Source organism: Mycobacterium sp. NGS59, from assembly GCF_059812345.1.
In genome coordinates this window covers 90,560-115,051 of sequence record NZ_JCALCN010000017.1, presented here as the reverse complement: position 1 = coordinate 115,051, position 24,492 = coordinate 90,560, and the positions used below count along the sequence as shown (strand labels likewise).

Here is a 24,492-nt window from a genome sequence, read left to right as displayed (position 1 = left end):
ACTAGCAACCTCCCCGCAATACCAATAGAAACCCCTACCCGGCCTTGACTCTGTGGCGTAATGGTTGTCGATGCCGAGCACTACGCCGACGATCGTGCGCGAGAATCGAACGATGCGGGCGGTCAAGACCCTCAAGCCGGGGCAAACGCACAACATCGGACCTGTCGCAGGGACCGGTGCACCGCCGATCGGGGACATCAACGCCACCGATCTGGGTGAGATCGTCCAGTTGCCGGACGGGCGACTGGTGGCGGTTTTCGGCGACTCGTTCACCGAAGGCGTCTGTCGCGGACAGCATTACCCCTCGGTGGCCGTCGAGGCGCTCCTCCACCCGAGCACCGGGCAAGTCGGCTACGGCCAAGTCCTGAGCGGGCCCGCGGGCAGCGGCCGCGAGTTGTTCCCGATACCGCCGCAGGCATATAAATCGCATCCGGCCGCGACCTTCACCCTGCCCGCGGGCACGATCACCGCCGGCGCCAAGACCTACCTCAAAGTCGTTGCGACCGACGGGCATCTGCAGCCCACCGGAGGTTCCTGGCTGGTCGAGGTCACCAATGACCCGGGCCGAGGATGGACAGCGATCGACGGGTCCTACCGGGACTGGAAATACGATCAGACGCCGACGCTGGAGGAGCCGTGGCGCCTCACCGGGCGCCGGGCCCCTGCCCCCACACAGGTCAGCGGCTACCTGGGCTCGGACGGCGCGGTACATATCGCGGCCGACGCCTTCGACCGCAGCTGCGGGGTCACCCTGTACCGGGTCGACGATCCCGCCCACGTCGCAGATCCCGGCAGTTGGCGGCCCCTGAAGGCGGACGGCAGCTACGGACGCCGGGGACGTCGTGCCCGCACGCCGATATCACCCTCCGGGCAGCGGTTCGGTGAGCTCTGTTTCCGGGAGATCGACGGCCGCCCGGTGCTGTCGGGGCTGAACCTGGGCGGCGGGGGCGTCGAAATCCGCGTCGGCGCGCCCGGACGCCCCGAAGACATCTTCCGCAGCAAGCCGATCGTGGTCGGCGGGTTTGCGCCCGGACCGGCGCACGTGCCGTATCCCTACGGCGGCTTCATCGTCCCCGATGCCGACGGCAACATGCCGCACCTGGACAGGGTGAGCGTCCTGGTCAGTCAGTGGACCCCGTGGGGTCAGTACAACACCCAGCAGGTGTGGGCGAATCTGACCCCTTCGGTCTGATCTCGGGCCGCCGCGCGGTCCCATCGCGAGCTTCCGACGCGGGCGGATCACAGCAGGGTGATCTGCTCGGCCTCCGGCTTGGCCGGCTCGAGGAGCTCGGGCCCGTTGTTGCGGATGCTGTTCACCAGCTTCGACACCTCGCACAGCTCGATGTCGTGCACGTCCGGCGCGCGGGCCAGCAGTTCCTGATCCAGCGGCGCGTCCGGGTTCAGCCACGCATCCCAGTCGGCCTCGCCCAGCATCAGCGGCATCCGGTCGTGGATCTCGGCCAGTTCGCCCACGGCGTCGGTGGTGATGATGGTGCAGCTCAACAGCGGGTGCGCTTCTTTGTCGGCTCGCCACACCGACCACAGCCCGGCCGCGAACAACGGCTCGCCGTCACCGCGATACATGAAGAACGGCGTCTTGCCGGCCTTCTTGCCGGAGCCGGGTTCGGCGTTGACGCGCCATTCGTAGTAGCCGTCCATCGGCACCAGGCAGCGTTTGGACTTCGCGCTGCCTCGAAATGCTGGTGAGGTCGCGACCTTGTCCGCGCGGGCGTTGATCAGCAACGGGCCCTTGTTGTCCGGTGCGCCGTCGGCGCCGGCCTTGACCCACGGCGGGATCAGCCCCCATCGCATCAGCCGCACCCGGCGGGTGGCCTCGTCGTCGGGCTCGCTGTGACGGGTCACCACGGTCGCGATGGTGGTGGTCGGAGCGACGTTGTAGTTGGGTTCGGCAGCCCGGTCGGTGGTGCCGGTGGCCTCGTCGATGGCCTTGATCTTCTCGGCCAACAGGGCCGGGTCGGTAGTGACTGCGAAACGCCCACACATATCTCCATGTTCGCAGAACACGCAGACAGGCCATGATGGACCGGTGAACGCATGGCAGGCCCCGTCCGCGCCGACCCCGGTGCACGCGACCGTGACCGTGCCGGGCTCGAAATCGCAGACCAACCGCACGCTGGTGCTGGCCGCGCTGGGCAGTGGCACGTCCACCATCACCGGGGCGCTCCGCAGCCGCGACACCGATCTGATGATCGGCGCGTTGGTCACGCTGGGGCTCCACGTGGACGGGTCCGGCTCGGATCTGACCGTCAGCGGTCGCATCGCGCCGGGGCCGGATGCCCGGGTGGACTGCGGGCTGGCCGGCACCGTGCTGCGCTTCGTGCCGCCGCTGGCAGCGCTGAGCGACGTCCCGGTCACCTTCGACGGCGACGAGCAGGCCCGCACCCGCCCCATCGCCCCCCTGCTGGACGCGCTGCGCGGCCTCGGTGTGCCGGTCGAAGGAACCGGGCTGCCGTTTCGGGTCCGCGGCAGCGGGTCGGTTGCCGGCGGGACCGTGGCCATCGACGCGTCGGCGTCCTCGCAGTTCGTGTCCGGTCTGCTGCTGTCCGGCGCGTCGTTCACCGATGGTCTGACCGTGCAGCACACCGGCGCGTCACTACCCTCGGCACCGCACATCGAGATGACCGTGGCGATGCTGCGCCAGGCCGGCGTCGACGTCGACGACTCGGTGCCCCACCGATGGCACGTGCGGCCGGGCAACGTCGCGGCCCGGCACTGGGAGGTCGAACCGGATCTGACCAATGCGGTCGCCTTCCTGGCCGCGGCCGTGGTCACCGACGGCGCAGTGCGCATCACCGGGTGGCCGGAAGCGAGCGTGCAACCCGCGCAGCACATCCTGGATGTCTTGAAGAACACGAATGCCGCTGTGCGACATTCCGATTCGTGCCTGGAGGTGCAGGGCTCGATCGGCTACGAAGGGTTCGACGTCGATCTGGGCGCGGTCGGCGAGCTGACCCCGTCGGTGGCGGCGCTGGCGGCCCTGGCGGCACCGGGATCGGTGTCGCGGCTGAGCGGCATCGCCCACCTGCGCGGCCACGAAACCGACCGGCTGGCCGCGCTGAGCGCCGAGATCAACCGGCTGGGCGGTGACTGCCGGGAAACCGAGGACGGCCTGGTGATCCGGGCGACGTCGCTGCACGGCGGTCTGTGGCGCGCCTACGCCGATCACCGGATGGCGATGGCGGGCGCGATCGTCGGGCTGCGGGTGCCCGGCGTCGAGGTCGACGACATCGCCGCCACCACCAAGACGCTGCCGGAGTTTCCGCAGCTGTGGGCCGAAATGGTCTCCGGCACTTGAGACCTGGCGACTACGACGAGTCCGACGTCAAGGTCCGCTCCGGAAAGGGGTCGCGGCCCCGGACCAAGACTCGTCCGCAGCACGCCGACGCCGAGGCCGCCATGGTGGTCAGCGTCGACCGCGGCCGCTGGGGTTGCGTGCTGGACGGGCAACCCGACCGTCGGGTCACCGCCATGCGGGCGCGCGAACTGGGCCGCACCCCGATCGTGGTCGGCGACGACGTGGACATCGTCGGAGACCTGTCCGGGCGCACCGACACGCTGGCCCGCATCGTGCGGCGGGGTCCGCGGCGAACGGTGTTGCGGCGCACCGCCGATGACACCGACCCCACCGAGCGGGTGGTGGTCGCCAACGCCGACCAGTTGCTGATCGTGGTGGCATTGGCCGACCCGCCACCGCGGACCGGATTGGTGGACCGCGCGCTGATCGCCGCCTACGCCGGCGGGTTGACGCCGATCCTGTGCCTGACCAAGACCGATCTGGCCCCGCCCGGCCCGTTCGCCGAGCAGTTCGTGGATCTGGACCTGACGGTGGTGGCCGCCGGTGTCGACGATCCGCTACTTGCGGTGGCCGATCTGCTCGACGACAAGATCACCGTGTTGCTCGGGCATTCCGGGGTCGGGAAGTCGACGCTGGTGAATCGACTTGTCCCGGAAGCGGATCGGGCGGTCGGCGAGGTGACCGACATCGGCCGGGGACGGCACACCTCTACGCAGTCGGTCGCCTTTCCGTTGGATCAGCACGGGGCTTGGGTGATCGACACACCGGGCATCCGCTCGTTCGGCTTGGCCCACATCTCGCCCGACGACGTGCTGATGGCCTTCTCGGATCTGGCTGAGGCCGTTGAGGATTGCCCGCGCGGGTGCGGGCACATGGGACCGCCCGCAGATCCGGAATGTGCGCTGGACGGGCTCACCGGTACGGCGGAGCGTCGGGTCGCGGCGGCGCGACGACTGTTGGCCACGCTGCGGGAGGGTTGACGGCGGGCGCGAGCGTGCGCAGACGCGCCGGGCTTCCCGGCATTTTCTGCACCCTCGCGGCTGGATCAGCCCTTCGCCTTGACGACTCGCACGCCCAGTTCCTCAAAAGGCACCAGATGTCCCTCGACGCAACGTATTTCCACGCCCGCTTCCGCGCCGCACCCGAGATGGGTGAGCCGCAGCCGGTGCCGGCCGGGTAGGTGACGCTGGCCCCACTGGAACATCGACCACACCACCGGCATGAAATCGATTCCGGCTTCGGTGAGCACGTACTCGTCGCGGCTGCGCTGACCCGGTTCCCGGTAGGGCCGGCGGGCCAACAACCCGAGGTCGACGAGTTCGGCCAGCCGTGCCGAGGTCGCGGCCTTGGTGATGCCGACGCGACGGGCGAAGTCGTCGAAGCGGGTGGTGCCGTAATAGGCCTCGCGCATGATCAGCATCGCCGATTTGGTGCCGACGACGGCCATCGTCTTCTCGATGGCACACTCCCCGACCGCCGACCACGCATCGCGATCGGCCAGCCCGCCTTGCAGCATTGTCACCTACATCACCTCCCTGTCTGGGTTGCTTTCAGTATACCTAGGTGTTATAGCTGGGTATAGACAGCAATACTCAGCTGTCATGACTCGAGGAGGAGCCATGTCTCGTGAGGCCGTCATCGTCGGCGCAGTGCGCACGCCCGTCGGCAAAGGCAAGCCCAACGGCGCCCTGCACGACGTTCTGCCCGCCGACCTGCTGGCGCACAGCCTGCGCGAGGTGGTCGCCCGCACCGGAATCGACCCGGTGGAGATCGACGATGTCATCGCGGGCGCCGTCACCCAGGTCGGGGACCAGGGTGTCAACATCGCCCGTAATGCGTTGCTGGGGGCGGGATTTCCGGAGTCGGTGCCCGGCACCACCGTCGACCGGCAGTGCGGCAGCAGCCAGCAGGCGATCAGCTTCGCCGCACAGGGCGTGATCGCCGGCGCCTACGACGTGGTGATTGCCGCCGGTGTGGAGTCGATGAGTCGCGTTCCGATGGGGACCTCGGTGCTGCCCGGCAGCAATCCGTTCGGCGCGGACATGGCCCGCCGTTATCCGGACGGTTTGGTGCCGCAGGGCATCAGCGCCGAACTGATCGCCGCCAAGTGGGGCTTCTCGCGCGCCCAGCTGGACGAGTTCTCCGCGGCCAGCCATGAGAAGGCCGCGCGCGCCACCAAGGACGGGTTGTTCGACAACGAGCTGATCCCGATCGCGGGCCTGTCCACGGACGAGATCATCCGGCCCGGGACGACGGTGGAGACGATGGCGGGGCTCAAGCCGGCGTTTTACAGCGAGGCTACGGCCGCGCGCTTCCCCCAGATCAATTGGCATATCACTCCGGGTAACTCGTCGCCGCTGTCCGACGGCAGCGCAGCGGTATTGATCACCAGTGGCGACTACGCCCGCACCCACGGACTGCGCCCGCTGGCCCGCATCCACACCGCGACGGCGGTCGGGTCCGACCCGCTCTACATGCTGACCGGCGTCATTCCCGCCACCGAAAAGGTGCTGCAGCGTGCGAGTCTCACGCTGGCCGACATCGACGTGTTCGAGGTGAACGAGGCGTTCGCGCCGGTGGTGCTGGCGTGGGCGCACGACGTCGGCGCCGATCTGGCCAAGACGAACGTCAACGGCGGGGCCATCGCCATTGGACATCCGTTGGGCGCCAGCGGCGCCCGGATTATGACCACGCTGGTCAATGCGCTCGAACAGCGCGGCGGCCGGTATGGCCTGCAGACGATGTGCGAAGGCGGCGGCATGGCCAACGCCACGATCATCGAGCGGCTGTGATCATGTCCGCTTCCCAGATCTTCGTCATCGGCGGCACTGGCGCGCAGGGCATCCCGGTCGTCCGGGCCCTGGTCGCCGACGGGAGGTACTCGGTTCGGGTGCTCAGCCGCGACCCCACCTCGCGGCGCGCGAAAGAACTTCTGGAACTCGGTGCCAGATCGGCGGGACAAGACGGTCTGTTGGAGCGGGTGCAACCGCAGAACCGCACGCCGATACTCAAGATCGGCGAAGACCGGAGAACCGGACGGCTGTGATGGGCAGGGAGATCCGGTTCGACGGTGTGCGGGTGCGGTTCACCAGCACCAAGGATTACGACGCCCTGGTCGCCGCCTTGCTGGCCGACATCGGCACCGCGCCGGTGCCGATCAACGATGTCGCGGTGGCCCGTGGCGACTGGGAATCCTATCGCAAAGAGGTCGAATCACACGTCGGGCCAAGCGGATTCATGCTGTTCGGCCTCGTCGACCACGGTGGCTGGATCGCCAAGGCCGCCATCGAGCGCAAGGCGTTGCGCGTCATCTTGGGCAACCCGCTGATCGCGATCACCATGATCCGCCACGACGTGACCGCGGGCCTGTTCGCACCCGTCGAGCTGCTGATCCTCGACGAGCCCGGGGACCGGAGCAGCCTGACCTATGTGCAGCCGTCGTCGCTCATGGTGATCGACGACAACCCCGAACTGCTCAGCGCCGCCCAAGAACTGGACGCGAAGTTGGCCGCGCTGGCCGCAAAGGTGACGTCAACTTAGACTGCGCCGAGCGTGTAACCACTGCGAAAAATCGGCCAAAATTTCGCAGTAGCAACACGTTCGGCGAAGGGACTGATGATCTACAGCCAGCCGGTGCGCGCGGCGGCCACCGGCTCGGGGGGCGCCGGCGCCAACGTCCCGTCGCGCACCCCGTCCAGCATCCGCTGCACCGACGCGACGATCTCCGGTGCGGCCCCGGCTAATCCGGCCAGATCGGCTTCGGTGACCTCGTCGGCACCGACACCGGCGCGGGCAAGCACCGCGGCCGGATCGGCCAGTTGTTCGGCCAGCCAGCCGACCGGGTCGGCGGACAGCTCGGGCACGAAATGCCGCTGTCCGGGTTCCCAGCCGTCGAACCGGGGGTGATGATGGGCCCGGTCCAGCGTCTCCGGCGGGCTTTCGGTGGAGCCGAACAAATCCACCCGCCACACCGGGCGGGTGAAGGTGATCGGGATGCCGGCGTAGATCGAACCCTGCGGCGCGGCCCGGTCGACCAGGCGCAGTTCCAATCTGACACCCCGTTCCGGGGTTTCCTGACCGGTGCGGGGGTTGGGGTCGACGAAGAACATGTCCCCGACGACGACACCCAGGGTTTCGAATCCGAACGCTGCGAGCACGTTATAGAGCGTAGTCCCGATCGAAGGGCAGAGCGCCCGGTGCGCTGGCCGGAACGGCGGGCCGGTCCGGCGCCACCGGCGGAATGCGGACGTAGGACGACCCCAACGGCGGACGCGCGTCCGGCTCACCCTTGTTCGGCCACAGTGACGTCGCCCGCTCGGCCAGCGCGGTGATGGTCAGCGACGGGTTGACGCCCAGATTCGCGGTGATCGTGGACCCGTCGATGACGTGCAGCCCCGGGTATCCGTGCATGCGGTGGTAGGGGTCGACGACGCCGTCGTCGGCGGTTTCGCCGATCACACAGCCGCCGATGAAGTGCCCCGTCATCGGGATGTCCGCCAGGTCGGCCCAGGCGCCGCCGGCGATCCCGTCCAGATGATCGGCCGCCCGCCGGGCCACCTCGTGACCGACCGGGATCCAGGTCGGGTTCGGCTCCCCCACACCCTGCCGGGTCTTCATGCGCCGCCCGAACACCCCGCGCCGGGTGTAGGTGGTCAGCGAGTTGTCATGGGTCTGCATCACCAGCAGCGGGATGGTCTGCTCCGACCACCGCTTCGGGTTGAGTAGCCGGCGCAGGTCCCGACGTTGTCGCACAAGCTCTTTCAGCCCGGTACGCCAGCGCCTCCCTCCGTCCAGCCCGTCGACCAGCACGGTGCCCATCAACCCCATCAAGTTGGAGTCGTGGCCGTAGCGGCAGGGCTCGACGTGGGTGTGGTCGTCGGGATGGATGGACGACGTGATCGCGACACCCTCGGAGTAGTCCACGTCGTCGCGGCGCGCCCGCACCGCCAGGATCGCCTCGGAGTTGGTGCGGGACAGCTCCCCGAGCTTGGGTGAGATGCGCGGCAGGCTGCCACCGTCGCGCAGCCGGTGCAGCAACCGCTGGGTGCCGAGGGCGGCAGCGGAGAACACCACGTGTTCGGCGGTGAAGGTACGACGACGTCGCCGCAACTTGGCACCGGTACGACGGGTGATCACGTCGTACCCGCCACCGGTGCGGGGCCGGACGTCGACGACCGTGGTCAGCGGGTGCACCTTCGCCCCGAGGTTCTCGGCGAGGTAGAGGTAATTCTTGACCAGCGTGTTCTTGGCGTTGTGCCGGCACCCGGTCATGCATTCCCCGCAGTGTCGGCAGGCGTTGCGGTCCGGGCCGGCGCCGCCGAAGTACGGGTCGCCGACCGGGGCGCCGGGTTCGGCCAGCTTGCCGTCGCTGTCGGTGAAGCACACCCCTACGCGGGTGGCGTGAAAGGAGTCCGCGACACCGAGGTCGGTGGCGATCTGCAACATCACCTTGTCCGAAGGCGTTGTGCGAGGGTAGGTTTCGACGCCCAGCATCCGCTGGGCCTGGTCGTACCAGGGAGTCAGCTCGTCCTTCCAGTCGGTGATGCGGCTCCACCGCGGGTCGGCGAAGAAGTCGTCGCCGGGTTGGTACAGCGTGTTCGCGTAGACCAGCGAGCCGCCGCCCACGCCGGCGCCGCTGAGCACGACGGCGTCGGTGAGCAGGTCGATGCGCTGGATGCCGTAGCAACCGATCGACGGGCGGAACAGATAATCGCGGACGTGCCAGCTGTTGTCGGCGAAGTCCTCGTCCCGGAACCGACGGCCCGCTTCCAAAACGCCAACGCGGTAACCCTTTTCGGTCAGCCGCAGCGCGGTGACGCTGCCACCGAAACCGGATCCGATCACCAGCACGTCATAGTCGAAATCGGTCACGCGCCGACCTCCTCGATTTCCCTGCGCGGCAACACTTCCTGGTAATCGTCGAGGACCGCGGTCTGAGTGCGGCGCTGATACTCGTGGACCAGACCCGGCCAGTTGGTGGTGACCCGGCCATTGGCGGTTCGGTACCAGGAGTCGCAGCTGGTCCATACCCCGCTGTCCAGACGGGCCTGGATCTCGTCGTCGTAGGCCTGCTCGACACCGCGCCGGACCTCGAACGCACGGGGCACGCCGCCGCGTACGAGTTCCTCGACGACCTGGCGGATGTAGCGGGACTGCTGCTCCATCATCAGGATGATCGAGCTGCTGCCGAGATTGGTGTTAGGACCGTAGATCAGGAACATGTTCGGGAAACCGGGCACGGCCATGCCGAGGTGCGCGCGGGCACCCTGCGCCCATTCGGCGTGCAGGTCGCGGCCGTCGCGTCCGGTGATCGTCATCGGGGCCAGGAATTCGGTGGCCTTGAACCCGGTGCCGTAGATGACGACGTCGACCTCGTGCAGCCGGCCGTCCGCGGTGCGCACCCCCGTCGGGGTCACCTCGGTGATCGCCTCGGTCTCGACCGAGACGTTGGCACAGGCCAGGGCGGGATACCAGTCGCTGCTGAACAACACCCGCTTGCAGCCGATCGGATAGTCGGGCGTCAGCTTCGCCCGCAGCACCGGATCCTTGATGTGGCGCTTGAGATTTCCCAACGCCAGCGCGCGCAGCGCCCGCCCGAGCGGGGCGGCTCTGGTCAGCGCCAGGCACAGCAATTCGGTGGTCTCCCAGATCGCGCCGCGCATGGCGGCGGCGAAGCCAGGCACCTTCTCGAACGCCTCGTGATGCTTGTCGGTGTACGCGCGGTCCACCTTCGGCACCACGTAGGGGGCCGAGCGCTGGAAGACGGTGACGTGCGCGGCCGTCTGGCGGATGCGCGGGACGAACTGGATGGCCGACGCGCCCGTACCCAGGACGGCGACCCGCTTGCCGGTCAGGTCGACGTCATGGCGCCACTGCGCCGAATGGAACGCCGGGCCGGTGAACGTGTCGAGTCCGGCTATGTCCGGCAGCGCCGGCCGGGACAGCTGCCCGACGGCCGGTACCAGCACATCGGCCTCGTAGACCTCGCCGGTTGCGGTGGTCACCCGCCAGGTCGCGGTGTTGTCGTCATACTCGGCGGACGTGACCTCCACCCCGGTCCGCACCAGTCTGCGCAGGCCGAACCGGTCGGCGGTGTCGTGGATGTAGCCGAGGATGTCGGGCTGCTCGGCGTACCGCCGGCCCCAGTCGTTCTTGCGGGCGAAGGAGTACGAGTACAGGTTCGACGGGACGTCGCAGGCGGCACCGGGGTAGGTGTTCTCCCGCCAGACCCCGCCGATGTCGTCGGCCTTCTCCAGCACCGTCACGTCGGCCAGACCATCGCGGGACAACTCGTAGGCGGCACCGAGACCACCGAAACCCGCACCGATCACCAGGACGCGAGGACGTGTGTTCGAAGTCATACTTCGACGTTACGAGTCGGTGTGGTCGGGCCGTCAACCGATACCGGACGAGAAATCAATAATTCCGGCCACGGGGCGTTGGGGGTGCGGCCACGGGGCTTTGCGGGTGAAACCTGGGCGTTGCGGGTGAAGCCAGGGCGTTGCGAGTGAAACCTGGGCGTTGCGAGTGAAGCCAGGGCGAGGATTCGTCGATTTTCCCGCCCCATCTTCACTCGCAAAGCCGTGACGTCACAATCAAAGTCGTCAGCTCAACAGCCAAGACCATCAAGACCCGCTCAGACGGCTAACAACCGCGCGCGCGGCGCCACCGAACGCTGATACCGCGCCGGGGTGGTGCCGGTCCACCGCTTGAAGGCGGCGATGAAGCTGGTCGCCTCGGCATAGCCGAGGCGCAGCGCGACGTCCTCGACCGTGAGCGCGCCGGTGGCCAGCAGTTCCTCGGCCAGCACCCGGTGGACCTCTTCGGCCAGCTCCCGAAAAGTCGTGTTCTCCTCGGCCAGCCGGCGGCGCAGCGTCCGCTCGCTCATCGCCAGATGCCGGGCGACGCTGGCGATCGTGTGCGGCTTGCCCTCGACCGACGCCAGCCGTTCCCGGACCCGCAATGCGACGCCGGTGCGTTGTCGACGGCGTTCCAGCAGGGCGTTGCATTGCTGCTCGCAGATGGCCACGCTCATCTCGCTGGCCTGCGGCAACCGGTTCTCCAGCAGTGCGGCCGGCCAGCTCACCATGTTGGCCGGCGTGTCATAGCGCGGTGTCACGCCGAATTTCCTGCGCACCTCGCCATCGCCCGATGCCGGTGCGGCACTCGCGAATTCGATGGCCGTGAACGGGACCGGGCGGCCCAGCAACTCGGTCATCACCTGAGCGATCGCGGCCAGGTCACGCCGGACCAGGAAGTCCGCGACCGGGCCGTCGAGGTCGGGTAGATCCAGCCGCAATGTCGCAAGCTGGTCTGTGACGCCGACGGTCGGCAGGCAGAACCCGTAGCTGAGTTCGTAGTAGCGGAAGGCGAACCGGACCGCGTCGCCCAGCGTCAGGCTGGTCAGGCAGGCAAAGCCGAAGATGCCGAACGATCCGACGTGGTAACCGCTGCCCACCCGCACGCCGAGATCGGCGGCGTCACCGAGCAGGTTGACCAGGTTCGTGGCGACCGCCAGCTCCTGGCGGCCGGCGATCATCCGGTTGTGGTCGTGCAGGTCGGCTTCCGACAAACCGGATCCCTCGAGCACGTCCGCCGCGACAAGTCCTTGCGCGCAACCGAATTCGGTCATCAGCGCGACGCTGGCAATGTTCCGCGGGAAATCCCAGTGCGAGACCTGGTTGCCGGCGAACACCTGCACGTATCCCACGGTAGCGTGGGCGACCCTCGCGGCAAATCGAACCGGTCAGGCCGCCACGTCGTCGTCGACCACGTCGGCCGCGCCGCTCTTACCACGGCGCCAGCCACGGACGGTGGCGATCGCCGTCTTCAGGCCACGCCGACGGCCGGTCGCCGGATCGGTGCCCGCGAAATCCGGTGCCAGCTCGGCGAACATCCGCTCGCTGCGCGTTTCGGGAGCGTTGTCGGCGTCGTCGCGCAGGTACTTGTCCGGCAACGACAGCTTCGCCAGCGTGCGCCAGGTCCGGCCGTACTGCACCAGGAAAGAAGCTGTGGTGTAAGGCAAGTCGTACTTCTCGCAGATTTCGCGCACTCGCAGCGAGATCTCGTGCAGCCGGTTGCTGGGCAGGTCCGGGTACAGATGGTGCTCGATCTGGTGGCACAAATTGCCGCTCATGAACCGCAACAACCAGCCGCCCTCGAAGTTGGCGCTGCCCAGCATCTGCCGCAGGTACCACTGGCCCTTGGTCTCCCCGACCATGTCGGTCTTGGTGAATTTCTCTGCGCCGTCGGGGAAATGGCCGCAGAAGATGACGGCGTTGGCCCAGACGTTGCGGATCACGTTGGCCAGCGCGTTGGCCTTCAACGTGGACTTGTACGTCGCCCCCGGCGACAACGACGTCAGCGCCGGGAAGGCCACGTAGTCCTTGACCACCTGTCGTCCCGCCTTGGCGAGGAACTCGTCGATGCGTTGCCGGGCCTCGGCGTGGTCCATCCGCTTCTTGACGATCTTGCCGATTTCCACGTGCTGCAGGCCGACGCCCCATTCGAACAGCAACGCCAGCAACGTATTCCAGACGAGATTGAATACGTTGAAGCGCTTCCAACGCTGGTCCCGGGTCACGCGCAGCAGGCCGTAGCCCACGTCGTCGTCGATGCCCAGGATGTTGGTGTACTTGTGGTGCACGAAGTTATGGGTGTAGCGCCAGTGTTTCGACGAACCGCTCATGTCCCACTCCCAGGTGGAGGAGTGGATCTCGGGGTCGTTCATCCAGTCCCACTGGCCGTGCATGACGTTGTGGCCGATCTCCATGTTCTCGACGATCTTGGCCACGCCGAGGGTCAGGGTTCCGGACCACCACGCCCAACGCCGTGAGCCGGCGGTCAGCAACAGCCGGCCGGCCACTTCGAGCGCACGCTGTCCGGCGATGGTGCGTCGGATGTAGCGGGCATCGCGGGCCCCGCGCGAGTCTTCGATGTCTTGGCGGATCGCGTCCAGTTCGACGGCCAGGTTTTCGATGTCGGCGTCGGTGAGGTGCGCGAACACGTCGACGTCGGTGATCGCCATCGTCTTCTCCCTGCGTCGTTTCGTTTCGTGCTGGCGGACCCGGACCTACGTTATCGTAAGCTACGTAACCGTAGGTTACCTGCCGGTAACTCTAGATGTCGACCACGCAGTCGCCGGAAGCGGCCGACACACAGGTCTGCACTCGCGACCCCGGGTCGTGCTCGCGTCCGGTGCGCAGGTCACGGACGTGCCCGTCGACCAGTTCCACCACGCATGATTGGCAGATACCCATTCGGCAGCCGAACGGCATCTGCACGCCGGCGTTTTCTCCGGCGTCCATCACCGACGTCGCGGCATCAGCGGCGACGCTCTTACCGCTGCGAGCGAACGTCACCGTCCCGCCCGCACCCGCCGGGGCGGCTTTGGACACCGCGAACCGCTCCAGGTGCAGCCGATCCGCGACCGCCGCCGCCGACCAGACCTTCTCGGCCTGGTTGAGCATGCTTTCCGGTCCACATGCCCAGGTATGGCGTTCCCGCCAGTCCGGCACTTCGTCGTCGAGGCGGGACAGGTCCAGTCGGCCCCGCACGCGCGTCTCGCGCACCGACAGTCGATAGCCGGCATGCTCGTCGGCCAGCGCAGCGAGCTCGGCGCCAAACATCACGCCGGATCGGTTGGGTGCTGAGTGCAGGTGCGCGATGTCACCAATCTGGTTGCGGCGGGCCAACGTTCGCAGCATCGACATCACCGGCGTGATCCCCGATCCCGCGGTGAGGAACAGGATCGACGACGGCGCCGGGTCCGGAAGCACGAATTCGCCCTGCGGCGCGGCCAACCGCACGATGGTGCCCGGCTCGACACCGGCCACCAGGTGGGTGGACAGGAAGCCCTCCGGCATGGCCTTGACGGTGATGGTGATGGTTCGTCGGGAACTCGAGCCGGTAGCGGCGGGAGTCGAGGTGAGCGAATACGAGCGCCAGCGCCAGCGACCGTCGACCAACAGGCCGATGCCGATGTACTGGCCGGGCTGGTAGTCGAAGCTGAAGCCCCAGCCCGGCTGGATCACCAGCGTGGCGGAGTCCTCGGTCTCCCGGTGTACCGCCAGGACGCGGCCGCGCAGCTCGCGGGCCGACCACAGTGGATTGGCCAGATGCAGATAGTCGTCGGGCAGCAGCGGGGTGGTGATCCGTGCGGCGAGGTTGCGCAGCGCGTGCCAGCCGGGATGCTTGTCGGCTCCGGCGACCGTTGGACGACTGGTGTTGACCACCCGGGCGGACAGCGCCGCATGTTTGGTGCTCATGAATAGGTCCTGCGGTCCCGGCTCACCCAACCTACGGTACCGTAAGTTACGGTTCCGTAGCCAGCGAGGCGTCACAGGAACTCGAGCAGGAACGGCAGTTCCTGGTTGGCGTACCAGGCCAGATCGTGATCCTGGGCGTCGCCGACGGTCAGTTCGGCATCCTCGTCACCCAGGTCCGCGGCGTCGATGACCTCGATCGCCGCCGCCACCGCCGGCTCGGCGGCCGCGTTGTCCACGTACGCCGCGATCACCCGGTCCAGCTGTACCGGGCCGGCGATCCGGACCACGGCGTCGTCCAGATCGGGCCGGTAGGCCGCCTCTTCGCCGTCCAGGTCGACCTCGACGGCCAGCACCACCCGGCGCCGCGGCAGCGAACCCGCGTCTTCGTCGGCCAGCAACCGCAGCGACGCCAACGCCGCCTCGCCCAGCGCCACCTCGGCGAGCTCGTCGTCGTCGCCCTCGGCGTAGGACTCCCGCAGGGCCGGCGTGACCGCGAACGCGGTTCCGTTGACCGGGCGCCACGAACCCTCGGCGACGAGTTGCTGCAGCATGGCCAGGGTCGCCGGGATGTAGACCTGGGTCATGGCATCAGCGTCGCGACGTGATCGGTGACGTACTTCTGCAGTTCACGGGCCGGGCGCTGGTAGTTGCCGGTGATGACCGGGCGGGCGGGCAACTTGACCTTCGGGATCTCCACCTCCGTGTAGTCGACGGTGGAGAGCAAGTGGGCCATCATGTTCAACCGCGCGTGCTTCTTGATGTCGGATTCCACGACGTACCAGGGGCTGACCGGGGTGTCTGTGTGCACCATCATCTCGTCCTTGGCGCGCGAGTAATCCTCCCACCGGTACACCGACTCCAGATCCATCGGACTCAACTTCCATTGCCGCACAGGATCATTGAGCCGCGCCTTGAAACGGCGCAACTGCTCGGCGTCGGACACCGAGAACCAGTATTTGCGCAGCAGGATCCCGTCGTCGATCAGCATCTGCTCGAAGAGCGGGGTCTGACGCAAGAACAGCGCATATTCCTGGGGCGTGCAGAATCCCATCACCTTCTCGATGCCGGCGCGGTTGTACCAGGACCGGTCGAACAGCACGATCTCGCCCTTGGTCGGCAGATGGGCGATGTAGCGCTGGTAGTACCACTGTCCACGTTCGCGGCCGGTCGGCACCGGCAACGCCGCGACATGGGCGATGCGGGGACTGAGGTACTCGGTGATCCGCTTGATGGCACCGCCCTTGCCTGCCGCGTCGCGACCCTCGAAGATCACCACCAGCCGCGCACCGGTATGCCGCACCCATTCCTGCAGTTTCACGAATTCTGTTTGCAGCCTGAACAATTCGGCTTCGTAGAGGCCGTTGGGGATCTTGCGTACATCGGGCGCGGTCGACTTCTTCTTCTTCGCCTTCGCCGGCGCGCCGGCCTTGCTCGGGGTGCTCACCCAACGGATGTTACTAGCGCGAAGCTCCCAGCAACTCGTCCAGCGATTGCTGCAACAGCCCCGGCAGCAGGTCCACGTCGCTCATCGCGTCGCGGTCGGCATTGATCCCGAAATAGAGCGTGCCGTTGTAGGACGTGACGCTGATGGCCAACGCCTGGTTGTGCAGCAACGGCGGCACGGCGTAGGTCTCGAGCAACTTGGTGCCGGCGACGTACATCTGCGATTGCGCGCCGGGGGCATTGGTGATCAGCAGGTTGAACGGCTGGCGGGACAGCGTCGGGAAGCTGGTCGCCACCCGGATGCCCATCGCGTGCAGTGTCGGCGGCGCGAAACCGGACAACGTGACGATGGTTCTGGCGTCCACCAGGCTGGACGCCGTCGGATTCGACTCGGTGGCATGGGCGATCTGGGACAACCGGACCACCGCATTGCCCTCCCCGACCGGCAGGTCCACCAGGAACGGCGTCACCTCGCTCATCGCCTGACCCGGTCCGGAGGGATCGAGCTGGTCGTCGGGGTAGACCGATAGCGGTGCCATCGCGCGCACCACCGCCGTCTGGGGCACGGCCTCGCCGCGCGACAGCAGCCAGTTGCTCAGCGCGCCGGCGATCACCGCCAGCACCACGTCGTTGATGTCGCAGTCATACCGCGCCCGCACACTGCGGTAGTCGTCGAGTTTGCCGCGCGCGACGGTGAACCGCCTGTTGCGGGACACGGTGGCGTTGAGCGGACTGCTGGGTGCGGTGCCCCGCGCCACGGTGCGTGCGACGTCGACGACGCGGCGGGCGGCATCGACGACCTGAGCCGAGTTGGTCATCAGTCCCGCGACCGCGGACCCGACGGCCTGCAACTGGGCGCCGGGCCCGACGATCCAGTCGCCGATCGCCCCGAGCACCAGCCGGGTGGTGCCCGGGTCGCGTTCGGGGATCCAGATGTCCTCGGGGAACGGCGGCGCCCGCCGGCTGCGATCGGCGATGACGTGATTGATCTCCAGCGCACTCATGCCGTTGATCAAGGCCTGATGTGACTTGGTGTAGAGCGCGATCCGGTTCTTGGCCAACCCTTCGACCAGGTACATCTCCCACAGTGGCCGCGACTTGTCCAACGGCCGGGCGGCCAGCCGCGCGATCAGTTCGTGTAGTTGTTCGTCACTGCCCGGCGACGGTAGCGCCGAGCGCCGGACATGATAGGTGATGTCGAAGTCGCGGTCGTCGATCCACACCGGGCGGGCTATGCCGGCCTTGACTTCGCGAACCTTCTGGCGGTAGCGCGGAATCTGCGGCAACCGTTGTTCGACGGTGGCCAGCAACTTCTCGTAACTGAGCCCGGACCGAGGCCGGCGCAATATCGCCAGCGAGCCGACGTACATCGGGGTGGCGGTGTTCTCCCGCCGATAGAAGGACGCGTCGGCTGGGGACAACCTGGTCACCATACGGCCACCTCCCCCTGCTCGAGTCGACGTGCATTTCGCAAATCGGACACACCTCTCGGCCACGGTATCGACCGACGGGCGTGCGCGACTGTCCGGGTGCGCGCCGCCGGTGTTGTGGATGAGGGCCGACGACTGAATACCCAAGACACCGATTGTCTGACACTCTCTGCTCGTCTGCCGTTCGAGTTGGAGTGTGCCCGTTGCCCACTGTCGCCGTCACGCCGGTAATCGAGTACGAACCCCCGACGCGCAATCTCCCGCGGCGCGGATCATCATCGCACGCCTCAATGCGCCCCGCCCGTCCCCGCCCGCACAACCAACCGGACGCCACGCCGCTGTCCCCGCAGATGCGTCAGGCGGCCATGTTCGCCGACGCTGCGTTGCGTCGCGTGCTGGAAGTCATCGACCGCCGGCGCCCCGCCGTCCAGCTGGGCACGGTGTTGGCACCGGAGCTCGTCGACTCCGTCCTGGCAGTGAGCGGAGGGATCGCCGGGCAGTCCGGTGCGGCGGTACTGCGCAGAATGCGGCTGCAGCCGAGCGCTTCACGCGACACCAGCGCCGAGGTGTTCGGCACTTACAGCCGGGGCAACCGGGTGCACGCGATCGCCTGCCGGGTGGAACAGCTGCCCACGCCGGGCCGCTGGCTGGTGGTCGCGCTGCACATCGGCTGAACCTATTGCGGGACAACAGTTTCGGTGTGAGCGGGGCGCGGGATCAGCATCGGCACGCGGCGCCGGTAGTCACGGTACTGCTCCCCCAGCGCGGCCACCAGGTCACGCTCTTCCAGTTGCAGCGCCACCAGGATGTAGGCGGTGGTGCCGATCGCGAAGACCAGGTGCCCGGCCGTCATCGTCGGCGTCGCCCAGAAGGCGACCAGGAATCCGAGCATAATCGGGTGTCGCACCAGCCGGTAAAGCAGGTGGGTGCGGAAACCCAGTTCGGTGTAAGGCTTTCCGCGCCAGGCCAGATACACCTGCCGCAACCCGAACAGGTCGAAATGGTTGATCATGAAGGTCGAGGCCAACACCAGTGCCCATCCCAGCCAGAACAACGCCCACAGCAGCAACCGCACGGCCGGTGAGCGCACGTCCCACACCAGCGCCGGCAGGGTGCGCCACTGCCAGAACAACAGCACCAGGGCCGCACTAGCCAGCAACACGTACGTGCTGCGTTCGATCGACGGCGGCACCCAGCGCGTCCACCACCGTTTGAATGCCGGCCGCGCCATCACGCTGTGCTGGACGCCGAAGACGCCCAGCAGCGCCACATTTATTGCCAGCGCCTGTCCCGGGGACGCGGCGATTCCGTGATCGACGTTGCGCGGCACCAGGATTGCGCCCACGAAGACGACCGCGTAACCGAAAGCGCCCAGAAAGATCAGATAACTGAGCGTGCCGTAACCAATTGTCAAGTATCGCTTCATAACCCGAGTGTGTGCCGGATGGGGGCCGCGGCGCATGAGGCGGTTGCCCCATCATTACGAGTTCACCAATCCGTGCCGCAGCGCATACATGCTTGCGCCGATGCGGTTGGACACACCGATCTTGGCGTAGGTGCGCTCGACGTGGTTGCGGGCTGTCTTCTCACTGATCACCAGTTCCGCCGCGATCTCCTTGTTGGAGGATCCGCGCGCGACCAGGCACAGCACTTCGACCTCGCGTGGGGTGAGGCCGTCCGGACGCAACTGCGGCCGTTGCGCGCGATGCCCCGCGGCGTGTAACACCGCTTCGACGGCGACTGGGTCGAGCTCACCGGTCTGCACCCGTCCGTGCAGCCGCCGGGCCGCCGCGTCCGGCGGCATCTCCTTGCGGTACGGCCTTGGCTCGCAAGCGGATTGGTAGCTGACGGCGGTGGCGAGGATACGGTCGGGCGGGCCCAGCGCGCTGCCGGGCAGACCCCGGGGGTACCCCGAGCCGTCCAGGCATTCGTGGTGGTTGCCGGCGACCTCGGCAAGCTGCCGCAGCCCGGGCACCTGGTTGAGGATCCGCACGGTGAAGTACGGATGCAGCCGGACTCGCTCGAACTCGGCCGAGGTCAGGGAACCCGGGCGCGACCAGAGCTGATTCGAGACCCCGATGCGGCCCACGTCGTGGACGTGACCGGCGCGGCGGGTCAGCGTCACCGCGTCGTCGTCGAGACCGGCGGCGACGGCGGCGTCCCCGGCCAGCCGCGCCACCGCCCGCGAATGCCCCAGTGTGAACGGACATTTGAGGTCGACGAAGTCACCCAGTGCGACCAGCAACGTGTCCAACGTCTGGTCATCGAGCCGGTGATGACGGTCCGGCGCCGCCCGCAACGCCGTCTCCCACACGTCCCCGGTGGGCGGACCGTCCAGGATCTCCTCGGCGTGTTGCAGGAACATGTCGGCGACCTGCGGATCGAACTGGCCACCGCGACGTGCCCGCACCATCGCCACCGCACCCTGGACGCCGTAGGTGCGATGGTGCACCTCGGCCATCTCCGCGACCTGGGCGACGCGCATCTGGATCGGGATTCCGTCGCCGCGGGCGCCGGTCGGCAGGCCGCCGCCGTCGTAGCGTTCGAACGCGCACGCCAAGGCCGTCTGCACGTCGGCACCCAGACCGAGCCGGTCGGCCAGCAGCGCCGCGGATGCGCAGTGCGAGTGGATCATTCGCGATATCTGACCGCGGGCATTGACCAGCAGTGTCGCCATCATGCTGACCCGCTGCAGCAGCGGCTGGCCGCGGCCGATGTTGCCGATCAGGAAACGCATATAGGGCAGGCCGGACCAGTCGACCAGGTAGGAGTCATGGCGCACACCGATGTCGTCGCCGAACCACTGCGCGTACTCGTGGGAGTCGGCGTGACAGCCGATCCACATGATCAGCGTGGTGTAGTACGCGCTGTCGCGTTGTTGCGCTGGCAGGCCCAGTCTGTCGGCGAGGCGGGTGGCGATCAGGGCGGCCCGCAGCATGTGTTCGGCGGGCTGACCCAGGCCGAGGTCGATCGCCACCGACAAAGCCGCGAGCAACTCGGCGCGGGTCGGCAGCGAAGACGGGTCGGTGGCGGGCACCATGCTCCTATTGTGGGCTCCTATTGTGGGCGCGTCAGTCGATCAAGACAGTGCGCCGCACGGCGTGGTGGCGGTCGGCGTCGAAGCGTTCGAAGTGCCCGGAGCCGACGACGAACAGGCCCCGCTGCGGCGGCCGGAAACCCGCCAGGCGCGCCTGAGTTGGCAACGGGCCCACCGGGCCGAGGTCGGTGCCCTGCAGGACGGCGTGGGATCGCGACACCGCCCACAGCTGTCGCGGGGCGATCATGAATCGTTGCCCGTTGGGCGCGGTGCCGGCCAGCCGCACCTGTCCGGCGCCCAGCGCCAGACCGGCCGCCCGGCTCAACGCGCCCAATGCCGGCCGGTTCGTCCAGGTGCCGCCCGGCAGCCGGGAGCCGACGGCGCTCATCAGCCGCGTCGACAGCGTGGAGCGGATGTCGAGTTGCCACTCCAGCAGTCCGGGGATGCGGACGTGCAGCGACCAGGGGCTGAGCCATTCGACGGTGATGTCGCACTGGACCGCGTCCTGCGGGGTCGCCGAGCTGAAGTAGCGCGCGCAGCTCTGCGCACCGCACGTCGTCGCGTAGAAGGTCCAGATGCCGGCGGGGTCGCGGTGCCAGACCGACTTGTATGCCGGGGCGAACGTCGCTTTGGGGAAGTGCCGCAGCGCCAGGTAGTGGCCGCTGGCGAATGGCAGGCCCATCACTCCGAAGCCGACGAATCGCTCGTCGTCTCCGTCGGGCAGGGTCGGGTTTTGCAGGACGGCCGTGGCGGCATCGAAAGGTGTGTGCGTCATGGGTAGCAGGGTGCGCGCGTGGGCCGTCGCGGCACATGAGGCGACTGCCTCAACTTGCTCGGGCGCTGGTGGACGCGCCGAGCGTCACGCCAGCGTGGCGCCGAGCGCCGAGCGTCACGCTAGCGTGACCGCAACGACGACGGGCGAGCGCCTCGCGAATGCGCGGCCTGCCGACACTCGACGCCCAGTGCGCGGCTGGCTGCACACTCGCCGGCAGCGGAGCGCGCCGAGCGTCACGCTAGCGTGGCGCCGAGCGCCGAGCGTCACGCTAGCGTGACCGCAACGACGACGGGCGAGCGCCCCGCGAGTGCGCGGACAGGCGCACACTGGGTGGCGGCGGCAGGCGAGCCGCTAGCGCTTCTTGACCGACTTCGGCGGCTTGGCGCCACGCCCCTGCTGCCGCGCCGCGGCACGCCGCTCCCGGCGAGTACCTCCCGCCGCCGCGCCGGCCGACGTCTTGGCCGCCGCCCCGCCGTTGCGCTGCACCTGCGCCGAACCGTCCTCCGACGGTCCGGTGTAGGTCAGCGCGGGAGCCTCGTTGTCAATTCCCTTGGCGCGCAACGTGCTGACCGGCTCCTTGAGGGCCGGCTGGGGCGCCGGAGTATCGGGCTTGTCGTCGGCATCCAGCTCCGCCAAACCTTCGGGCGTCTCGACCGGGGCGAGTTCGACCTGCGGCGCTGGGACCGCCTCCACGCTGACGTTGAACAGGAAGCCGACCGACTCCTCCTTCATGCCGTCAAGCATGGCCATGAACATGTCGTAGCCCTCGCGCTGATACTCGACCAGCGGGTCGCGCTGGGCCATCGCCCGCAACCCGATGCCCTCTTTGAGGTAGTCCATCTCGTAGAGGTGCTCGCGCCACTTACGGTCGATCACGTTGAGCAGCACGTTGCGCTCCAGCTGGCGCATCGCGCCCTCGCCGGCAATGCCTTCCAGTTCGGCTTCCCTTGCAGCGTAAGACTTTTCAGCGTCCTCGAGGAGCGCCTCGAGCAATTCCTCGCGGGTCAGGTCGTCGCGCTCGGAGTCCTCGTCGTGGTGGATGAGCGACTCGTGGCTGATGCCGACCGGGTACAGCGTCTTCAGCGCGGTCCACAGCGCGTCCAGGTCCCAGTCCTCGGCGTAGCCTTCGCTGGTCGCGCCGTCGACGTAGGCGGTGATGACGTCGGTCAGCATCTCCTTGGCCTGCTCGGCCAGGTTCTCGCCCTCCAGGATCCGGCGGCGCTCGGCGTAGATGACCTTGCGCTGCTGGTTCATCACCTCGTCGTACTTCAGGACGTTCTTGCGCATCTCGAAGTTCTGCTGCTCGACCTGGGTCTGGGCGCTCTTGATCGCCCGGGTGACCATCTTGGCTTCGATCGGCACGTCGTCGGGCAGGTTCAGCCGGTTGAGCATCGACTCCAGCGCGGCCCCGTTGAACCGCCGCATCAGCTCGTCGCCCAGCGACAGGTAGAACCGCGACTCCCCCGGGTCACCCTGCCGTCCGGAGCGACCCCGCAACTGGTTGTCGATACGCCGCGACTCGTGGCGTTCGGTGCCCAGCACGTACAGCCCGCCGGCCTCGACGACTTCCTCGGCCTCCGCCGCGGCCTCGTCCTTGACCTTGGGCAGTTCCTCGTGCCAGGCCGCCTCGTACTCGTCGGCCGTCTCCACCGGATCCAGGCCGCGCTCCCGCAGCCGCTTGTCGGTGAGGAAGTCGACGTTGCCGCCGAGCACGATGTCGGTGCCACGGCCGGCCATGTTGGTGGCCACGGTGATGCCGCCGCGCCGGCCGGCCTCGGCGATGATGCCGGCCTCCTGCTCGTGGTACTTGGCGTTGAGCACGTTGTGCGGGATCCGGCGCTTGGTGAACTGCCGGGACAGGTATTCCGAGCGCTCCACGCTGGTGGTGCCGATCAGGACCGGCTGGCCCTTCTCGTAGCGTTCGGAGACGTCGTCGACCACCGCGATGTACTTGGCCTCTTCGGTCTTGTAGATCAGGTCGCCCTGGTCGGTGCGGACCATCGGCCTGTTGGTGGGGATCGACACCACTCCCAGCTTGTAGATCTCGTGCAGCTCGGCCGCCTCGGTCTGGGCGGTGCCGGTCATTCCGGCGAGCTTGTCGTAGAGCCGGAAGTAGTTCTGCAGGGTGATGGTGGCCAGCGTCTGGTTCTCGGCCTTGATCTCGACGTGCTCTTTGGCCTCGATGGCCTGGTGCATGCCCTCGTTGTAGCGGCGGCCGAGCAGCACCCGGCCGGTGAACTCGTCGACGATCAGCACCTCGCCGTCGCGGACGATGTAGTCCTTGTCGCGGTTGAACAGCTCCTTGGCCTTCAGCGCGTTGTTGAGGTAGCTGACCAGCGGCGAGTTGGCGGCCTCGTACAGATTGTCGATGCCGAGCTGGTCCTCGACGAACTCCACACCCTTCTCGTGTACGCCGACGGTGCGTTTGCGCAGGTCGACCTCGTAGTGGACGTCCTTTTCCATCAACGGCGCGATCCGGGCGAACTCGGTGTACCAGTTGGACGCGCCGTCGGCCGGACCGGAAATGATCAGCGGGGTGCGGGCCTCGTCGATCAGGATGGAGTCGACCTCGTCGACGATGGCGAAGTTGTGGCCGCGCTGCACCAGATCGTCCAGCGAATGCGCCATGTTGTCGCGCAGGTAGTCGAAGCCGAACTCGTTGTTGGTGCCGTAGGTGATGTCGGCGCCGTAGGCGACGCGGCGCTCCTCGGGCGTCATCTGCGCGAGAATCACCCCGACCTCCAGGCCCAGGAAGCGGTGCACCCGGCCCATCCACTCGCTGTCACGTTTGGCCAGGTAGTCGTTGACGGTGACGACGTGCACGCCCTTGCCGGCGAGCGCGTTGAGATAGGCCGGCAACACACAGGTCAGCGTCTTGCCCTCACCGGTCTTCATCTCGGCGACGTTGCCCAGGTGCAGGGCGGCCGCGCCCATGACCTGCACGTCGAACGGGCGTTGGTCGAGCACCCGCCAGGCGGCCTCGCGGGCCACGGCGAACGCTTCGGGCAGCAGGTCCTCGAGGTCTTCGCCCTCTTTCAGGCGCTTCCTGAACTCGTCGGTCTTGGCCTTGAGCTCGGCATCGCTGAGTTTCTCGACGTCGTCGGACAACGTGTTGACATAGTCGGCCACCTTCTGGAGGCGCTTGACCATGCGACCTTCACCGAGGCGCAGCAATCTCGACAGCACAGTGTTGTCCCCTTTGGGGTGTTCCCCTGTAGATAGGA

General features: G+C 67.7%; 22 protein-coding genes. 7 read left to right on the top strand and 15 right to left on the bottom strand.

Annotation, left to right across the window (positions count from 1 at the left end):
- Positions 1-112: 112 nt before the first annotated feature.
- Positions 113-1,192 (top strand): DUF4185 domain-containing protein, encoded by a 1,080-nt coding sequence (locus AC5Y46_RS18495; RefSeq protein ID WP_499941821.1) that lies wholly within the window; start codon positions 113-115, stop codon positions 1,190-1,192.
- Positions 1,193-1,239: 47 nt separating this feature from the next.
- Here AC5Y46_RS18495 and AC5Y46_RS18490 read toward each other — a convergent pair whose 3' ends face one another.
- The gene (locus AC5Y46_RS18490) at positions 1,240-2,004 is read right to left on the bottom strand and encodes an SOS response-associated peptidase (protein ID WP_499941819.1); all 765 of its coding nucleotides are present in this window, start codon (positions 2,002-2,004) and stop codon (positions 1,240-1,242) included.
- Between the two features lie 43 nt (positions 2,005-2,047).
- Between AC5Y46_RS18490 and aroA the strand changes: the two genes are divergently transcribed.
- Together aroA and rsgA are read left to right on the top strand one after the other, a co-directional pair.
- A complete protein-coding gene (aroA, locus tag AC5Y46_RS18485; protein WP_499992441.1) occupies positions 2,048-3,316 on the top strand; it encodes a 3-phosphoshikimate 1-carboxyvinyltransferase in 1,269 nt (422 codons plus the stop codon).
- Positions 3,313-4,296, top strand: a complete 984-nt coding sequence (gene rsgA, locus AC5Y46_RS18480; RefSeq protein WP_499941815.1) for a ribosome small subunit-dependent GTPase A — start codon at positions 3,313-3,315, stop codon at positions 4,294-4,296. Before aroA ends, rsgA begins: the two co-directional genes overlap by 4 nt.
- A 65-nt stretch (positions 4,297-4,361) precedes the next feature.
- Here rsgA and AC5Y46_RS18475 read toward each other — a convergent pair whose 3' ends face one another.
- The gene (locus AC5Y46_RS18475) at positions 4,362-4,838 is read right to left on the bottom strand and encodes a winged helix-turn-helix transcriptional regulator (RefSeq protein WP_499941813.1); all 477 of its coding nucleotides are present in this window, start codon (positions 4,836-4,838) and stop codon (positions 4,362-4,364) included.
- Between the two features lie 97 nt (positions 4,839-4,935).
- On the opposite strand from AC5Y46_RS18475, the gene AC5Y46_RS18470 reads away from it, so the two are divergent.
- Genes AC5Y46_RS18470 through AC5Y46_RS18460 form a run of 3 tightly spaced genes read left to right on the top strand, consistent with a single transcriptional unit; the run spans position 4,936 to position 6,856 of the window.
- Positions 4,936-6,108: a thiolase family protein gene (locus AC5Y46_RS18470; RefSeq protein WP_499941812.1), complete on the top strand. Its 1,173-nt coding sequence runs from the start codon at positions 4,936-4,938 to the stop codon at positions 6,106-6,108.
- Between the two features lie 2 nt (positions 6,109-6,110).
- Positions 6,111-6,362, top strand: a complete 252-nt coding sequence (locus AC5Y46_RS18465) for an NmrA family NAD(P)-binding protein (protein ID WP_499941810.1) — start codon at positions 6,111-6,113, stop codon at positions 6,360-6,362.
- The gene (locus tag AC5Y46_RS18460) at positions 6,362-6,856 is read left to right on the top strand and encodes a DUF302 domain-containing protein (RefSeq protein ID WP_499941809.1); all 495 of its coding nucleotides are present in this window, start codon (positions 6,362-6,364) and stop codon (positions 6,854-6,856) included. Before AC5Y46_RS18465 ends, AC5Y46_RS18460 begins: the two co-directional genes overlap by 1 nt.
- Before the next feature lie 80 nt (positions 6,857-6,936).
- On the opposite strand, the gene AC5Y46_RS18455 is transcribed toward AC5Y46_RS18460, so the two are convergent.
- From AC5Y46_RS18455 to AC5Y46_RS18415, 9 genes are all read right to left on the bottom strand, one after another.
- Entirely contained in the window at positions 6,937-7,473 is a 537-nt protein-coding gene (locus AC5Y46_RS18455; RefSeq protein WP_499941807.1) for a hypothetical protein, read from the bottom strand.
- Between the two features lies 1 nt (position 7,474).
- Positions 7,475-9,187 (bottom strand): GMC oxidoreductase, encoded by a 1,713-nt coding sequence (locus tag AC5Y46_RS18450; protein WP_499941805.1) that lies wholly within the window; start codon positions 9,185-9,187, stop codon positions 7,475-7,477.
- Complete coding sequence (locus tag AC5Y46_RS18445) at positions 9,184-10,677, bottom strand: flavin-containing monooxygenase (protein WP_499941804.1); 1,494 nt, start codon at positions 10,675-10,677, stop codon at positions 9,184-9,186. Before AC5Y46_RS18445 ends, AC5Y46_RS18450 begins: the two co-directional genes overlap by 4 nt.
- Positions 10,678-10,952: 275 nt before the next feature.
- Entirely contained in the window at positions 10,953-12,017 is a 1,065-nt protein-coding gene (locus tag AC5Y46_RS18440) for an AraC family transcriptional regulator (RefSeq protein WP_499992440.1), read from the bottom strand.
- Between the two features lie 45 nt (positions 12,018-12,062).
- Positions 12,063-13,343: a fatty acid desaturase family protein gene (locus AC5Y46_RS18435; RefSeq protein ID WP_499992439.1), complete on the bottom strand. Its 1,281-nt coding sequence runs from the start codon at positions 13,341-13,343 to the stop codon at positions 12,063-12,065.
- Positions 13,344-13,434: 91 nt separating this feature from the next.
- On the bottom strand, positions 13,435-14,583 hold the full coding sequence (locus tag AC5Y46_RS18430; protein ID WP_499992438.1) for a ferredoxin reductase: 1,149 nt from the start codon (positions 14,581-14,583) through the stop codon (positions 13,435-13,437).
- Between the two features lie 71 nt (positions 14,584-14,654).
- On the bottom strand, positions 14,655-15,167 hold the full coding sequence (locus AC5Y46_RS18425; RefSeq protein WP_499992437.1) for a DUF6912 family protein: 513 nt from the start codon (positions 15,165-15,167) through the stop codon (positions 14,655-14,657).
- On the bottom strand, positions 15,164-16,027 hold the full coding sequence (gene ppk2 / locus AC5Y46_RS18420) for a polyphosphate kinase 2 (protein ID WP_499941795.1): 864 nt from the start codon (positions 16,025-16,027) through the stop codon (positions 15,164-15,166). Before ppk2 ends, AC5Y46_RS18425 begins: the two co-directional genes overlap by 4 nt.
- A gap of 13 nt (positions 16,028-16,040) precedes the next feature.
- Positions 16,041-17,459 carry a WS/DGAT/MGAT family O-acyltransferase gene (locus AC5Y46_RS18415; protein ID WP_499941793.1) on the bottom strand — a complete coding sequence of 473 codons (1,419 nt, stop codon included), beginning with the start codon at positions 17,457-17,459 and terminating at the stop codon, positions 16,041-16,043.
- 191 nt (positions 17,460-17,650) lie between these two features.
- Here AC5Y46_RS18415 and AC5Y46_RS18410 point away from each other — a divergent pair, with 191 nt between their 5' ends.
- Positions 17,651-18,130, top strand: coding sequence for an Rv3235 family protein (locus AC5Y46_RS18410; RefSeq protein WP_499941791.1), 480 nt, complete (start codon positions 17,651-17,653; stop codon positions 18,128-18,130).
- Between the two features lie 2 nt (positions 18,131-18,132).
- On the opposite strand, the gene mddA is transcribed toward AC5Y46_RS18410, so the two are convergent.
- The 4 genes from mddA to secA form a co-directional block, all read right to left on the bottom strand.
- On the bottom strand, positions 18,133-18,882 hold the full coding sequence (mddA, locus tag AC5Y46_RS18405) for a methanethiol S-methyltransferase (protein ID WP_499941789.1): 750 nt from the start codon (positions 18,880-18,882) through the stop codon (positions 18,133-18,135).
- 54 nt (positions 18,883-18,936) lie between these two features.
- A complete protein-coding gene (locus AC5Y46_RS18400) occupies positions 18,937-20,496 on the bottom strand; it encodes an HD domain-containing phosphohydrolase (RefSeq protein WP_499941788.1) in 1,560 nt (519 codons plus the stop codon).
- A 31-nt stretch (positions 20,497-20,527) separates the two neighbouring features.
- On the bottom strand, positions 20,528-21,268 hold the full coding sequence (locus AC5Y46_RS18395) for a hypothetical protein (RefSeq protein WP_499941786.1): 741 nt from the start codon (positions 21,266-21,268) through the stop codon (positions 20,528-20,530).
- 351 nt (positions 21,269-21,619) lie between these two features.
- Entirely contained in the window at positions 21,620-24,454 is a 2,835-nt protein-coding gene (gene secA, locus AC5Y46_RS18390) for a preprotein translocase subunit SecA (protein WP_499992436.1), read from the bottom strand.
- Positions 24,455-24,492 lie beyond the last annotated feature (38 nt).

Coding starts and splice junctions, on each gene's coding strand:
- AC5Y46_RS18465 (WP_499941810.1), top strand. CDS start 6,111: ATGTCCGCTTCCCAGATCTTCGTCATCGGCGGCACTGGCGCGCAGGGC.
- AC5Y46_RS18445 (WP_499941804.1), bottom strand. CDS start 10,677: ATGACTTCGAACACACGTCCTCGCGTCCTGGTGATCGGTGCGGGTTTC.
- AC5Y46_RS18430 (WP_499992438.1), bottom strand. CDS start 14,583: ATGAGCACCAAACATGCGGCGCTGTCCGCCCGGGTGGTCAACACCAGT.
- AC5Y46_RS18435 (WP_499992439.1), bottom strand. CDS start 13,343: ATGGCGATCACCGACGTCGACGTGTTCGCGCACCTCACCGACGCCGAC.
- AC5Y46_RS18415 (WP_499941793.1), bottom strand. CDS start 17,459: ATGGTGACCAGGTTGTCCCCAGCCGACGCGTCCTTCTATCGGCGGGAG.
- AC5Y46_RS18460 (WP_499941809.1), top strand. CDS start 6,362: ATGGGCAGGGAGATCCGGTTCGACGGTGTGCGGGTGCGGTTCACCAGC.
- AC5Y46_RS18400 (WP_499941788.1), bottom strand. CDS start 20,496: ATGGTGCCCGCCACCGACCCGTCTTCGCTGCCGACCCGCGCCGAGTTG.
- AC5Y46_RS18495 (WP_499941821.1), top strand. CDS start 113: ATGCGGGCGGTCAAGACCCTCAAGCCGGGGCAAACGCACAACATCGGA.
- mddA (WP_499941789.1), bottom strand. CDS start 18,882: ATGAAGCGATACTTGACAATTGGTTACGGCACGCTCAGTTATCTGATC.
- AC5Y46_RS18490 (WP_499941819.1), bottom strand. CDS start 2,004: ATGTGTGGGCGTTTCGCAGTCACTACCGACCCGGCCCTGTTGGCCGAG.
- AC5Y46_RS18395 (WP_499941786.1), bottom strand. CDS start 21,268: ATGACGCACACACCTTTCGATGCCGCCACGGCCGTCCTGCAAAACCCG.
- AC5Y46_RS18425 (WP_499992437.1), bottom strand. CDS start 15,167: ATGACCCAGGTCTACATCCCGGCGACCCTGGCCATGCTGCAGCAACTC.
- AC5Y46_RS18470 (WP_499941812.1), top strand. CDS start 4,936: ATGTCTCGTGAGGCCGTCATCGTCGGCGCAGTGCGCACGCCCGTCGGC.